Below are 15,235 nucleotides of genomic sequence, written 5' to 3' on the forward strand. Positions count from 1 at the left end.
CGGATACGCCCCCACGAGTTCTACAAAATCATCGACGTCTCGGCCCGGCGGGAATCCAAGATCAATTCGGTGATCCATCGTTAGCCTGGCCTCAGGCGCCCCCAGTAGAAGACTACTCAAACCAGAACCGTCAACATATGGCTTCTTGTAGCCAATCACCATCCCGGGCTCAAAAGGACACAAGCCGCGCAAGGCGGCCACGGTGATCGCTGGAACCATAGCCCACTCCAGATCATCCGAGTGCATAGAGATGCAAAGCTCTCGCCTCGAAGCCGGCGAATCGACCAACGACGAGAGACCATAGGTAATCCCGGTCACAAACCCCAACTTCGGCCGATTCGCAAATATTAGCGAATAGACTCGCCCGTCGGCCGGGACGCGCGGCACAACCTCACGAACCTCTGCAGTAGCACCAAGCGCCAAGCTCAAGCGCTCTACGAAGCGAGCGAATCGCTCGGAACCACCAGACTCAGTCACCTTAAGCTCCAACTTTTCTTGCAGCGAGTGGGACAACCCTCCTCAGGATCATCCCACTCCAGCAGCATCACGGAGAATGTATCGATCCCGGCGGCGGGAAGAAGTGGCCGTCGGCCGCATCCCACCATTCGGTCAAATTATGATCGATGTAGGAGTTGAACTCATCGAACCGTCCCGCCGGGATCCTCCATTCGGTCAACCCCTCAGTCAACCCCATAGAATTCTCCAGCGGGAATTCCAGGTCACCGAATGCCTCTCGGAATCCCGGCTTCATGCCAAACACGTGCATTCCTAGATCGTGGCCATTTCCCGCATAGTGCGCCGCACCCTCCGGCAAATTAGAAAGATACGCCGTCGGATGGTCACCGCCATGATTGGCCGCATTCAGGCCATTAGACTCGCTGGCCTTCTTGCCCGTCCCAGGAGATCGATAAAGGACCGCAGGATCGTCACCGCACGTATTGTGCACCAGGACCGGCGTCTGGCCAGCAAGTACATAGTACGTGTGGAGTTCGGCGACGGTGAGGTTGTAGCGGTCGGCTTCTCCTGGGGTGGTGCGGACCGCAGTAACGCGGACTTCGTGCGCTGTGTTTGTGGTCAGGGTGTGACCGGGGATTAGCTTGCCGGCGGGGACCCAGGTGTGTGTGGTGGCATCCCAGATCGGGTGTTCGGAGGTGGTGTGGAGGGTGGAGATGACGCCGTCGGGGCCGAGGATGTCGACGTCGACGAGGTCCTTGTCGTGATTGACGATGGTGGCGGTGACGGTGTGGGGGCCGTCGAGCTTGCCACTGGCTGGGTCGGCTGCTTCAACCTGGTCGCCGGACTTGATATCGGCGATGGGCTTGGTGTTGCCGTCGCTCATGAGGACGGGTGTGTCCGGGGCGAAGCTGCATCCACCAGTCGATTTGGTTCCTCCGGCGCCCTTGCTGGGTGCGGCGGGTTCAGCGGCCTTGGCGGCGGGTGCGGAAGTGGTGGGGTCGTGGGTGGCTGTGCTGGTGTCACTGCCGGCGGCGGGGGGTGCCTCGTCACGGACAGGTCCGTCACCAGTGTTTCGTGGCCGGGCTCCTCCCCCTCCTGGTGCGTCGTGGGCGGCTCCGCTACTCCCTCGGGGTTCGTCGCGGGCGGCTTCGCTGGAGGGGCTTTCCCCAGCGCCGGGGCCGCAGTCGCCCATCAGGGCACCGCATGTCGTGACCACGGCGGTGGCTCCGGCCTCCAGGCAGACGGGGCTGGCGATCCCGGCGGTCTCACCGACGCAGACCGCGACAGCCGACACGACAACGACTGTGACTATGACCACGACTACGACCGGGGCGGCCTTTTCGATGAGCCTTCCGGCACAGTTCCAGAAGCCACTGCACCCGTCGTCGTCCCCACCGTCGTCTCCACCCGAATCGGCGGGCGGGTCGGGAGTCGTGTATCCAGGGTCGTCGCCGTATCCGCCGCCGGCCGCTCCCCATTCCTCTCTCAGGCCGCTGGGATCGCTGCCATTGACCGGGTCGTTGCCGGAGTAGGTGTAGCCGCCCATTTGGTTGGGGTCGCCGGCTTCGAAGACGGGGTCCACGGTGAGGAAGCGGCCCAGGACGGGGTCGTAGTTGCGGGCGCCGAGGAGGTTTAGGCCGGTGGTGGTGTCGGCTGGCTGCCCGAGATAGCCGTGGTTGTCAGCCCAAGCCGCGGGAGCGGTACCGCGGGGTGCGCCGTAGGGGTCGTAGGCGCGGCGAGTGACAGCCAGTGAGGCGGCGTTGATCTGGAGTTGGGCAGTGTGTTGCGGGTTGGTGGGCTGGTAGGTGACGGTGCCAGTGGAGGACCGAACGATGCAGGTGCCGTCGGGGTTGGTGTAGTAACGCTGGCCCGTGACGGTCTTCTTGGCATTGTCGAGCGTGAGTTGCTCGGCCCCGCCGAAGAGGTAGAGGACATTGCTGGCGGTGCTCTTCTGGATGAGCAGGCCGCCATCGGCGTCATAGATGTAGCCGGCATCGCCTGTGCCGCCGGCCTTGGCGGTGACGGTGTCGGTACGGCCCTCGGCGTTGTACTTGAGGGTCTGAGTGGTTGTCGCGGCTGTGCCGACCTTGGTGTCACGGCTGGTGGTGTTGCCGGCCGCGTCGTAGTGCGGGGTCAGCGTGGTGGTTCCGCCCGGCCCGGCGGTGGTGATGGTGGCGGCGGTGTTCGGCTGTGCTGCAGTGGTGGTGCCGTTACCGGGGTACGCGCTGCTCTGGGTGATGTTCTTCAGCGCGTTGCCGGCAGGGTCGTGGTTGACCTGTTGGGTGCGGTCGCCGAGCAGGTTGTAGGTGAACGACTGCCAGTACGGGGCGGGGCCGCCGACGGTGGCCGCGCTCGGTGTCGCGGTGGTGCACTGGCCGAGCTGACCCAGGACCGTGGGGGTGGTGGTGCCTTTGGTGTCGGTCCAGGCTTCGGCGAGGCGGCCCTGGCCGTTGTAGCTGAAGCACTGGGTGTCGGTGCCGGTGATCGTGGTGCCGTTGGACTGCGTGTCGGAGACAGCGTTGAGCTGGCCGGCCTGGTTGTAGCCGTAGGTGCTGGAGTCGATCGGGCCGAAGGTGTTGGGCTGCAGGCTGACGGTGTTGGTCGCCAGGCGCCCGGTGGCCGCGTCGTAGGTCTGGGCGGTGCGTATCTGCTTGCCGTAGTCGCCGTAGGTGGACCGTTGAATCTGTCCCAGCGGGCTGTAGAGGGCGGTGTCGAGGTAGGCGGTGTCCGGTGAGCCGGTCTCGAGCAGCAGGCCCTGCAGGTCGTAGCCGTACCCGACGGTCTCTGCCGGGAGCCCTCCATGAGCACCGTAGGTGGTCGAGGCCAGCAGGCCGACGGTGGGTGTGTAGGCGGCGCTGGCGGTGTAGGTGTTGGCGAGGTTGCCTTCAGCAGGCGGGATCACCGTAGTGATGCTGGTGGGCTGGTAGGTGGGGGTGTACCCGTTGATCTGTTTGACGTAGGCGCTGCCGCTGGCGCTTCTCCCGCCGACGTAACGGGTGGAGGCGACGGGCTGTCCCTTGACGACGGTGTTGTCGGGAAGGGTGTCGTAGGTCCAACCCGCCAGCTGCTTGGCGGGGTCGTGGGTGCCCGTGGCGGCCTCGTTGAATTCACCGGTCTTGCGGCCCAGCGCGTCGTAGGCGAGCGACAGGATCTGGCCACGGGCGTCCGTGGTCTGGTTGAGACGGCCGAGCTGGTCGTAACCGTAGAAGCTGGTGCCGGCGTCCGGGTCGGTCTGGGAGACCTTCTGGCCCAGCAGGTTGTACTGATAGGTCCAGGTGTTGCCGACGGTGTCGGCGACCGAGGCGCTCTGCCCTGCAGGGGTGTAGGTGTAGCGGGTAGTGATGTCGGCGGCGAGGGCCTTGCCGGTCGTGCCGGTGCTCCAGAGGCTCTGGCCTCCGGTGTTGTACATTTGCAGACTGCCATCGTCGCGGACGTAGGCGTGCCCGCCGGTGCTCCCGGTCGTGCCGGACTTCGAGGACCAGAGCATTGTTCCGGTGATGCTGGTGACTACGAGGTTGCCGTCGGTTCTGACCGTAGCGCTCGCCCCGGCGTTGCCCGGAGTACCGGACGACCACAAGACAGTTCCGCTGTTTATCCCGGTCAGCACCAGGTTGCCGTCCGCCTGCATCGTCAATCGCACGCTGTTGGATGCCACGGAACTGCCGGACGCGATGACCGCATTCGGGGCCAACCGTTGATTGGGGGTGGTGTCCTTGACGCGGGTAGCGATCGTCTGGCCGAGCGCATTGGTGAACGCAGCCGTCGACTGGCCCCCGGTGGGCGGGGTCGTGTCCACCTCATCTGCGCCGGGATAGGCGGTGGTGGACTGCCACAGCAGTGTGGCCTTGGACCACAGTTGGCTGGCAGTCGGGCGGCCGAGCCCGTCGTAGACCGTCTTGGCCTCCGAGGGAACGGTGGTCTCCAGTTCCGACCACATGGTTGTGCTGGGGGCGTTGTTGGGGTCGGAGTATGCATTGATGGTGGCGAGTGGCCAGCCATGACTGTCGTAGGTGCTGGAGGTGATGAGCCGGCCGGCGGAATTGTTGGCGGTCGTCGACTGTTGCTGACGGGCCTGCAGCATTCCGTCGTACAGCGTGATCGCGGTGTTGTAGCTTTCGTCTTCGCGCAGTGTCTGGGTGGTCACCGTGGATGGGTCCGGATGGTCGCCGGCGCCGTGCACCGCGTAGGCGAACTTCTTGTCCGGGGCATTGGGATGAGCGGACTTGTCCCGGCCGGGCAGCCAGGATGCGGTCCGTCGGCCGAGCGCGTCAAAGGTGCTGTCGGTGACCCGTCCATTGACGTCGACGACTTCGGTGACCAGGCCGCGAGCCGGGTCAACGGTCCCGCTGGAGGTCCAGCCCCACGGGTTGGTGGTGGTCAGCTTCGTGGGCAGAACGCCGGTGGCCGGCGAGATCCCGGTGGTGACAGCCGTTCCCGAGGCATCCACCATCCGGGTAGTGCGCCCGTAGTCGTCGAACGTCGTCGCCTGCACCGTTTGATAAACCGGCTGGCCTGTGCCGTCGTAGGACTTCACGGTCTGGGTCGCGGTGGCATAGCCCAGGGAGTGGGTCTTACCGTCCGAAGCCCAGGTCTGGCCGAGCTGTCCCAGGGGGCCCAGGTTGCCGGTGGTGCCGTCTCCGTCGTAGAAAATCCGCCGGTCACTGATGGTGGTGGACGTACCCGGGGTGGTACCGCATGCCCCTGAGACGGTGAGGGTCTGGCTGGGGTAGGCGAGCATCATCGGATTCGCGGACGGGGCGGCGGCGTAACTGGTGGTGGTGCAGCGCTCTTGCTTGGGGTCGGCGATATCGCCCTTGTTGTCGACCTGGCTGACACGGGCGGAGGCGTCATAGGTGGTACTGGTCTTCGTGGTCCGCCAGGTGCCGTTGGCCAGCAGAGCCAGTGCGCGGGACGAGGCGGTCTGGGGACGGTGTGCGGCCAGGTCCGGAAGAGTCGACAAACTCGCAGGCGCGGGGTCTTCGGAGGTCCAAGCACTACGCGTGCGATGGGCCGTGCTGGTCATGCCTGGGGCGTCGTGGACCGACTTACTGATGATGCTCTGCCCGGATCCGGCGCCGCTATAGGTATCGGATTCCAGGACACTGCCGGCCAGCCAATTGCTGTCGGCAGTGCTCTCGCCGAGCGTGTTAGCGACGTCGACTGCGCGGGTACTGCCGTCCGCCCTGCGGTCGCCATCCATCCCCTGCAGGTAGGTGGTGACGGTCTTGGTGATCGGATCCGGGTCCGCCCCGGTCGTGACGGTGACGCTACGGAAGCCGCGGAAATCATTCCAGGTGCGGTATCGATCGTCGGTGAGATCCGAGTCGTCGCGGTGCCATGCCGCGCCGCTGTAGGCATAGTTGGTGACCTTCGCCGGTGATCCGGCCTTGGTCAGGTCGCTGGTGGTGACCTGCGTGACCAAGGACTTGTTGAACCAGTCGGCGATCGGGTCGGCCGCGCCGGGCGGGGACCAGTTGACCGGGTAGCAGGCCATGCTGTTGCTGTCGGCCGAAGCCGGCATGGTGTGGTTGACGCGCGAACACGCGGGCGGTTTGTAGGTGACGGCAATCGACTCACCGGTCTCGGTATGGACGCTGGAAATCCGCGGGTGGTACAGCGGAGGGGCGCCCGGGGTGAGACCGTCGACGCGGTTGTCGGTCTCGATACCTGTGAAGGTGATCGGGTCCAGCGCAACACTGCCGCTACCGCCGGCAGCGGTGTCCAGGCCGGTGTGCTGGATTGACTGCAGCCACATGATCGATTGCAGTTGGCCGGCGTTCTCGGGGTGCTCCTCGTTCCCGGTGACCGGGTCGATGACCCCGCCGGCGTCGGAGAACACGTGGCCGAGGCTGTAGGAGTCGACATCCTGGTAGCCGGATCCGGACTTCACCTGCGTGGTGATCGACTTGAGCCGGTAAGTGGACCAGAACGTCGGCGCGCCGACCCGGCACACCCCGTCGCCCTCACCCGACGTCTTGTCGGTGGAGGGACAGTTGAGGTCGTACGGGACATCCGGCCAATTGGTGGCCGTCGATGCCGACAAGTTCGAGTACTTGCAGACCGTATCGGAGGTGGTGCAGCGCTGCGCTGTGTCGAACGTGACCCGCGCGGCCGGATCACGACCAGCTTGGGCATCGGCGAGTTTGTAGCCGTAGGAGATCGTGGTGAGGTACCCCGCGCGTGTGTACGGGGTCATGGTGCCACCGGCGCCGGATGCAGCGACCTGCCCGACGCCCATGTTGTAGTAGTTGGTCTCGGTCGCGTAGTCGTAGCGCTGGACGTTGCCATGCGGGTCGACAGAGAAGTCGACATTGAAGCGGTAGCCGACCGGTTTGTCACATTGCGATGTGTTGCCCTTGGCCGAGTCGTAGCACGGGTCGCCGGACTTGGGGTGGTAGACCGGCACACTCCAGGCACTATTGGTGGCGCTGTCTGAAGTGATACCCGGCGCATGATTCAGGCCCAGGTAGTAGGCCGTGCCATCCGTCGTGGTGACCTTGAAGTACTCCCCGCTCCACAGCCCGTTGCTCGCGCCGGTCAGCCGCTCGACCTTGGTGCCGTCGTCGGACTGTGGGTGATAGCCGCCGCTGCTGTCGCGGACCAGTTCCCCTGTGTGTGAACCCAGCGACAAAGTGGCGTTGTATCCGCCCCAGCACTCATCGCCCGAGTCCTTGATCCCATCCGTCTTGCACGCCTTGTAGGAGCGCTCGATGAAGCCGGGCGAGTACGACCAGCCGTCCCCGATCCACGAGGACTGCGAGTTGCGGGCCGAGGTCTCCCCGTCGATGCTCTGGGAGTTGTACGACAACGCCACCGACGGGGCGCTGCCGCCCAGCGCTGGCGGCACAGCGATCGGATAGTTGTAGGTGAACGCACCGGTGGCGGACTGCGACCAGGTACCGGAGGACGACAGCGAGGTCGCCGCATAGTTTCCCTGCGAACCTCCCGATCCGGATACGGCAGCAACAGCCACACTCAACGGTGCGACCGCAGCGCCCGCAGTAGCGCTCCGGGTTGTCGTCGCAGCAGGCACTACGACGCTGGACGACAGCTTGCGGCCTGTGGTGTCGTTGGTCGTGGGCAGCGGCGTCTGGACACGACAGGCCGGGACCTTCGGCGTGCTCAGAGCGCAGCCGGGCATGGATACGAGGTGGAGGCGGGAAGCCCACCCGCCCCCGTATGCCTGGGCGATGGTGCTGTAGTTCAAGGAGACCGACACGTTGCCGGCGGCGTTCTTGCCGTCCGCGCGGGTCAGGCCCACCAGCAGTCCGTCGACGTTGGCGGACTGCGCCTGGGTGCGATCGGCGGTCCGGACCGTGACTGCGGCGGGGGCGATCTGCGGCGTGGTGGCGCCTTGCGTACTGCGGGCGGTGGGGGAAGTTGCGGGGGCCGGTCCGACCCAGACCGGGGAGAAGCCCGCGCGCACCGGCGTCAGTACCGGGGCCGCGCCGATGGTGGGCGACGGCACGGCCTTGGAGCTGTTCGGTCCGCTCGCGGGTGTCGTCAGCATCGTCGGGTGGGTCAGGGCAACCGTCGAGGTGCTCGCAGTCGGCCAGACTGCGGCCGCCGGCTTGTGGGCCCGCAGTTCCCGAGCACCTTTGGGTGGGGCTGACTGTCTGGCTTTGCCCGGGGTGGTCACCGGGTGGCCGTCGACGACGGGTTGGGCGGGCAGTTGGCCGTCGGCCCACATCTTGCCGGTGTAGTGGTAGCCGCCGATCACGTCCGCCTGTGCCAGCGGGACGATCAGTGCCATCGCGGCGAGCGTGGATGTGGCCACGATCCCGCCACGCAGCCGTGCCCGTGTCCGGACATCAGTGAACAAGCGCACGTTGGAACGCACTTCGCAGACCCCCCAGCCCACCCCGACAGCCCGCAATGGACTGCCCACTCGCGAGGCAGATGTGCCCCAACGATCCGTCGGAACCGTATTGCCACGTCTGTGCGAACCGCAATAGCCTTCCTCGGCATCCTCAAGAGCCACACCAGTCACGACAGACCCGTAAAAGGGCAGTTACCGGGACACAAGAGGGTGCTGGGGGTTTCAAAAAATGCGTCACCAACGCGGCAGTTCCGGCGTGAGCCCATCACGCCCTATTCGCGATTTGGTCAATTCTTTGCCCTGGAAAGGGGAAATCGTGGGGGGTTCCATCCGCGCGCGCCGAAGTAGGCGCCGCAACCCGATCCGACTGGTGGCAGTGTCCGCGGTCAGTGGTCTCGTCCTGTCACTGGCAGGTCCGGCCCTGGCCGACGATGTACCGCCATCCGTCCCAGCCGACAGCTCCACCGCTCCGCCACTGACACCCGGCGGTCCCATGCAGACGGCTTTGCTGCAGGCCAAGGCCACCGGCAAGCCGGTCGTCGTGGACTCACTGACCACGCAAACCGAGCAGACCATCGCCAACCCCGATGGCACCCTGGAAAGCGCCACCAACCTGCAGGCCGTCCGGGTGAAGAAGAACAACACCTGGGCCGCAGTGGACGCGACGCTGGGCAGGAACAGCGACGGCACCTACTCCCCCGCCGCCACCCCGGCAGGCGTGGCGCTGTCCGGGGGAGGTAACGGGCCGCTGGCCACCCTCACCGACGCCGCCGGACACCGCCTGGCCCTGTCCTTCCCCACCGCCCTGCCCACACCCACCGTCACCGGTGACACCGCCCGGTACGCGAATGTGCTGCCCGGGGTGGACCTGGAAGCGTCCGTCAGCGACCAGGGTGCGTTCAGCGAGGTGCTGATCGTCCACAACGCGACCGCCGCCGCGAACCCGGCGCTGAAATCCCTGCGCCTGGCGACCGCCACCCAGGGGCTGAACCTGGCCGCCGACGCCCATGGCCGCCTGTCCGCCACCACCGCTGACGGCGCTGTGGCCTACTCCAGCCCCACACCCACGATGTGGGACTCCTCGACCACCACAGCCGCGCCGACCGGCACCCAGTCAACCAAATCCGCACGCGCCACCACCGCGGCACAGGGCGACCCCGCGCAGCCTTCAACCACCGACGGCCCCGGCACGGGCGCCCAGGTCCAGCCGGTCGCGCTGACCGCTACCCCGGGCGCGGTCACCCTCACCCCGGACGCGGGACTGCTCACCGGGACCACCACCACATACCCGGTGTTCATCGACCCCATCGTCAACCCAGCTACCGGCACCACCAACCACTACGCCGAGGCACAGGAGGGCTGCCCGGACTCACCGCAGTGGGACACCCCGCAGAAGTACGGCGGCGAAGGCATCGGCTACCAGCACTTCTCCTCGACCTGCTACGGGCTGGAGCGCTCGTTCTTCGAGCTCAACACCAGCAACCTGCACACGAACATGACCATCGTCAAGTCCACCCTCTCCCTGGCCGAAGTAGACGGCGCCGACGCGGGCTGCTCCAACACCTGGCCCGTCTTCCTCTACCCGACAGCCGACATCAACAGCACCACCAACTTCCCGGGCAACCTGGACTGGAATTTCCAGCCCAGCGTCGGCGCGGTCATCGGGTCACAAAGCGTCGCCAGTGCCAGCGTCAATGCCGGCTGTGGCACCAGATACGTCAACTTCGACGTCACCGCCGGTATCAAGGGCAATGCCCATATCGACAAGGACACCTGGGCGTTCTCCCTTCGTGGGAATGAGTCCAAGTACGCCACGAACTACGGGTTCATGCGTTTCAGCAGCAACCCGTCCATCAAAACGGTCTTCGACCTTCCCCCAGACGCGCCGAGCGGAATGAAGACCGATCCCCCCAGCCTGAACCCCGCAAGCGCCGCGTGCGGCGGCGTCGCTGACGGCTGGATCGGCAAGACCACCCTGGCCGGCACCAACAGCAACATCACCCTCAGCGCCACTCTCACCACCACCATGCCCGGGGAGAACCTGCAGGCCCAGTACTCCATGTGGGACAACATGCTCCCTCAACCCAACGGCAACGCCACCGTCCTCAACCCCGCGCTCACCGCCGGCGTCGCCTCCGGCACCGAAGTCCACCACAATCTCGGCTTCGCCGCCCAGGACGGCCACCAGTACGGCTGGGGCGTCCGCGCCTGGGATGGAATCCAGTACGGCCCTTGGACCACCAGCTGCCACTTCAAGGCCGACCTCACCCCACCGACGCAAGCCGCATTCACCGACTCCACCGACTTCCCGCCCCTGGGCAGCAGCACCGCACCGACCAAGCACGCCGGTGATCCCGGACTCACCATCCACGTCACCAGCACTGATCCACCCCCCGCTGACCCCTGCGCGCCTCTGGCCTGCGTCCGCAGCGGCATTCGCAAGTTCGAATACTCCATGGACAAGCCGATCGGGCCCACCGGTATGGACGCTGCCCACACCATCAACGTGCCCACGGATGCCACCGGCCTCGCCCAAGCCGACATCCCGATCAGCGTCAACGCGGAACAGTGGGGCACTCACACCCTGTACGTCCAGGCCGTCGACGGCGCCGACAACGCCGACCCCGCCGCCTACAGCTTCTATGCCCCCTGGAACCCCGCAACTCCCGTCGCGCCGGGAGACCTCACCGCTAACGGCATTCCCGATCTCCTGACGCCCTCCACCGACGGCAACCTCCTGCTCATCCCCGGCAACACCGACGCCGCCGCCACGCCCGAGATCGCCTCCACTCCCAGCAGGAGCCCCGACCACATCGGGTGGAACAACTACCTCATCACCCACCGTGGTGCCATCGTCAACGCGGGTGTGGACGACCTGTTCGTCTACAACAAAACATCAAAGAAGCTGTACATCTACCGCAACGACTCCGAGAGCACTACCGATGGCATCGCCGGCCACTTCACCGCGACTGAGGGCATCACGCCCATCACCGGCAAGCCGATCTGCAATCCCAATTCCGTCTGCACGGAGTACAAGAGCTCCTGGGACTACGTCAGCCAGATCATCGCCCCCGGCGGCTCCGGCTCGGGCTCCGGTCCTACCGACCTCATCACCGTTGAGGACGGCAAGCTCTGGTACTACCGCGGTAACCGCCAGGCAGATCTGCACCTGGATCCCGGAGTCCTCCTCAGCAGCGACGACTGGTCGAACACCACTCTCATCGCCCCCGGAACCATCGGTGGCACACGCACCTTGTGGGCCCGGGACAACATCACCGGCACCCTGCACACCTACCCGCTGACGTTCAACCCCACCGGCCTGCCCAACTCGCTCCTGTCCGCGCCCGCCCACCACCCGCTGGTGTCCGCGATCACGGTCCCCGGCGGAGGCACCGTGTGCGCCGACGTCGCCCAGGGATCCACAGCGAACAACACGAAAATCCAGGTCGCCGCCTGCAACGGCTCGGACGCCCAGCAGATGACCCTCGGCACCGACAACACCATCCGGGTCTTGGGCAAATGCCTGGATGCCTCCAACGCCGGGACCACCTCCGGCAGCCTCATCCAGCTCTACACCTGCAACGGCACCGGCGCCCAACAGTGGAAGCCCGGCCTCGGCGGGTCCCTGGTCAACCCGCAGTCCAACCTCTGCCTCGCCGACCCGGGCAGCAGCACCACCGCCGGCACCCAGCTCATCCTCTACGGCTGCCACCCCGGATACGTCGACCAGAACTGGACCGGCAGTTCCAACGGCACCCTGCCCGCCCAGGCACCCATCCTGCCCATCGGCCTGGACGACATCACCTACCCCACCATCGCCTCACCCGGTGACACCAACAACATCGTCCCTGGCGCCTCTGGCGGCCCGGACGGCAACCCCGACCTCTACGTAACGAATACCACCGGCCAGATCCTCGAATTCCCCGGAGTCACCGCCACCGCAGGCATCGCGCAATTCGCCGCACCCATCACGGTGGGCTACCTCCTCCAGCCCACCGACTGGTGGAAACTCAACAACACCGACAACAGCGTGCGGCCCGCCAACAGCCTCACCGCCAACAGCGGAGCCACCTTCACCACCGACCCCGCCCGCGGCACCGTCCTCCACCTCAACGGCACCACCGGCGACGCCACCACCACCGCCCCGGTCCTGGACACCAGCGCCGGCTACACCGTCTCGGCGTGGGTCAACATGACCAAGGCGGACACCTACAACACCGCCGTCGGACAGGCCAGCAGCACCGGCACCGGCGTCGACGCCTTCTACCTCCAGTACTCCAAGGCATACAACGCCTGGGCCTTCATCTCACCCGCCAGCGACAGCACCACCCCCGGCACCTATCCCGGCGCCATCGCCTCCACCCCACCCGCCCTCAACACCTGGACCCACCTCGTCGGCGTCTACAACGCCACCACCCACACCATGAACCTCTACATCAACGGAACCCTCGCCGGAACCGGAACCAACACCACCGCCTGGAACGCCACCGGCCCCCTCCACATCGGCAGCGCCGGCACCAGCAACTACTTCCCCGGCAACATCAGCAACGTCCAAACCTTCAACACCGCACTCACCCCCGCCGCCGTAGCCGCCCTCAACCACGACCAACCCACCCCCACCCAACTCAGCTAACCCACCACCAACACCACCAAGGGGCGGCCGGAACACCGGCCGCCCCTGAGCGCTTGAGAAAGCTCCTGTAGATGGCGATTGAAGGTGATTCACCGACAATTCGCGCAAAACGTAAAGCGGTAAGAGTGGCTACCACCCTGGGATCTCCCTGGGACTGTTCTGGGACTTCCAGCCGCATCAACGGGCATGACCGTGAAACAGCCGAAAGACCATCTGCGCTGGCCAGCGCCCCGCAGCCGCCCATCAAGGCAGGTCACGGACCCACCTGGTCCCTTCCGCGACATCTGACTGGGCGAATGCGGACACCTCCTCTGAGCGCTTACGCAAAGCGAACCGGCACGACCCACACCTGCACCGCCAGACGGGACAGGCGATGCTCCTACGGCAGTACCTCTTGGGGAGAATTTGGGGAGTGCGAGCGCCTCTGGGGAGCGCGTGGGGAGTATCAACTGCACAACCGGGCACGAGTCTGAAAGATCCAGAAAGACGGATCCGCCCAGGCCAGAGCCCCGTTCAGCGACATCACTCCAGGTCAAAGCCGTCAGCTGGACAACTTCACGACGTACGTGCCGAGGTCGTCGGCCTCGACCACCCCCGGCACCGAGCCGCCCTCGCGCAAGGGCGTCACGTAACGGATCCCTGTTACCTCTGTGAGCATCGCACCAGGCTACTTGCGCGGCGCCGGGCAACGACGACGCGGAGCGGGGGCGAGAACGAGGAGGGGGTGGGGACGGGAACGGTGGTGGGGGCCAGTGGCGGGGAGCGGTGGCGGGGCCGGTGATCGAGCAGGCGCTGGGCCATCCGCCGGAATTCTTCGGGCGGCTTTGAACGCGCCGGAGGATCTCTGCGTATGACCGGGCGGGCACGGCATCACGCCCACCGGGCGACCGCTCCCGCGCCACCCGGCTCCTCTACCGACAGGAAGTGCCACATGACCGACACCTCCGGTATTCCCGCGGCTCCGACCCGCCGCACGATGGTCGCCGCAGCGGGCGGCGTGGGTCTCATGGCCGCTCTGACCGCGTGCGGCGGATCGGATACGAAGGCCAGTGACACCCCGGCCACCACCCCGGCCCAGCCTTCGGCCCCGGCCGACTCCTCGGCACCGGCCGCCACCACCCCGGGCGGGGACGGCGGCGACGCGCTGGCCAAGACCGCGGACATCCCGGTGGGCGGCGGAAAGATCTTCGCGGACCAGAAGGTCGTCGTCACCCAGCCGACCGCCGGAAACTTCAAGGCGTTCTCCGCGGTCTGCACGCACCAGGGCTGTGCGGTCAGCGACGTCGCGGACGGCACCATCAACTGCCCCTGCCACGGCAGCAAGTTCAACATCGCGGACGGCAGCGTCGCCAACGGTCCGGCGACCAAGCCGCTGGCCGCCGCCAAGGTCACCGTCGCGGGTGGCTCGTTGCAGCTGGGCTGACTCGTCGCAGCTGGGCTGGCGAGCGCCATCGGGGCCGCGTCGGAGTAGCCGGGGCCGTTGGCGGCTACGGCTTTCCGGCGCGCTGCCCCTGGCGCTTCCAGCAGGCCAGGATGTCGTCCGTCGTGCTGACCGTGGAGACGAGCGCGAGGGTGTGCCGGACGACGGCCTCGGTGTACTCGCGGGGCACCCCCGCGATGCCGTCGGCGGGCACCACCACCTGGTACCCCAGGTTGACGGCGTCGAAGACGGCATTGGGGATCGCGATGTTCGCGGAGACCCCGGTGACGATCAGCGTGCGGCAGCCCAGGTTGCGCAGCAGGGCGTCCACATCGGTCCCGGCGATCGGTGACAGCCCGTGCAGCCGCCGTACGACCAGGTCGCCGTCGGCGAGCGGGATCCCTTCGGCGAGCCGCACGGCGGGCGTGCCCGTCAGCTGCTGCACGGGCAGCCGCCCGGCGGCACGGAACAGCCGCGCGTTGTGGTTGGCGCCGAGCCCGTCCGGGCGGCGTTCGGCGATGGCGTGCAGGACGGCGGCGCCCACCTCGTGGGCGCCGCCGACCAGCCGTGCCACGTTGCCCAGTGCCCCTGAGTCCCGCGCCTCGGCGGCGAGCTCCGGCAGCGCGCTGTCCGGCCCGACGACGCCGCGCTGGCACTCCACGGTCAGTACGGCGGTGACCGCCGGGTCCAGCAGCTCCACCAGCCGGTCGCTCGGCGCCATGACTGCCCCCTCGTACGACGGACCTCAACGGACCTCAACGGACCGCAACGGGCCACAAGGGACCCGCAACGGATGACGACGGAGCGACCGTAGCTGACGAACCGTCAGCCAGGAAGGGATGCGGCGCGCGAGGGAGCCCGCCGGCCACCAGCACTGGACGGCCGCGCCGCCGTCCTCCATTATTTC

General features: G+C 66.7%; 4 protein-coding genes. 2 read left to right on the forward strand and 2 right to left on the reverse strand.

The annotated features are described in order from the left end of the window. Nucleotides 1–544: 544 nt before the first annotated feature. Nucleotides 545–8,233 (reverse strand): polymorphic toxin-type HINT domain-containing protein, encoded by a 7,689-nt coding sequence (locus C8250_RS07910; protein WP_138357922.1) that lies wholly within the window; start codon nucleotides 8,231–8,233, stop codon nucleotides 545–547. Between the two features lie 535 nt (nucleotides 8,234–8,768). Between C8250_RS07910 and C8250_RS07915 the strand changes: the two genes are divergently transcribed. Both C8250_RS07915 and C8250_RS07920 read left to right on the forward strand, forming a co-directional pair. Continuing rightward, nucleotides 8,769–12,908, forward strand: a complete 4,140-nt coding sequence (locus C8250_RS07915) for a LamG domain-containing protein (protein ID WP_187144781.1) — start codon at nucleotides 8,769–8,771, stop codon at nucleotides 12,906–12,908. 931 nt (nucleotides 12,909–13,839) lie between these two features. After that, on the forward strand, nucleotides 13,840–14,331 hold the full coding sequence (locus C8250_RS07920) for a Rieske (2Fe-2S) protein (RefSeq protein ID WP_138359617.1): 492 nt from the start codon (nucleotides 13,840–13,842) through the stop codon (nucleotides 14,329–14,331). A gap of 64 nt (nucleotides 14,332–14,395) precedes the next feature. Here the strand turns inward: C8250_RS07920 and C8250_RS07925 are convergent, their stop codons facing one another. Then, on the reverse strand, nucleotides 14,396–15,049 hold the full coding sequence (locus tag C8250_RS07925; RefSeq protein WP_138359615.1) for an isochorismatase family cysteine hydrolase: 654 nt from the start codon (nucleotides 15,047–15,049) through the stop codon (nucleotides 14,396–14,398). Between the last annotated feature and the right edge of the window lie 186 nt (nucleotides 15,050–15,235).

The organism is Streptomyces sp. So13.3 (assembly GCF_005860785.2).
In the GTDB taxonomy this organism is placed as follows: Bacteria; Actinomycetota; Actinomycetes; order Streptomycetales; family Streptomycetaceae; genus Actinacidiphila; species Actinacidiphila fildesensis.

Bases quoted from the DNA above. Each gene is read 5' to 3' on its own strand.
- C8250_RS07915 (WP_187144781.1), top strand. From the start codon at position 8,769: ATGCAGACGGCTTTGCTGCAGGCCAAGGCCACCGGCAAGCCGGTCGTC.
- C8250_RS07920 (WP_138359617.1), top strand. From the start codon at position 13,840: ATGACCGACACCTCCGGTATTCCCGCGGCTCCGACCCGCCGCACGATG.
- C8250_RS07925 (WP_138359615.1), bottom strand. From the start codon at position 15,049: ATGGCGCCGAGCGACCGGCTGGTGGAGCTGCTGGACCCGGCGGTCACC.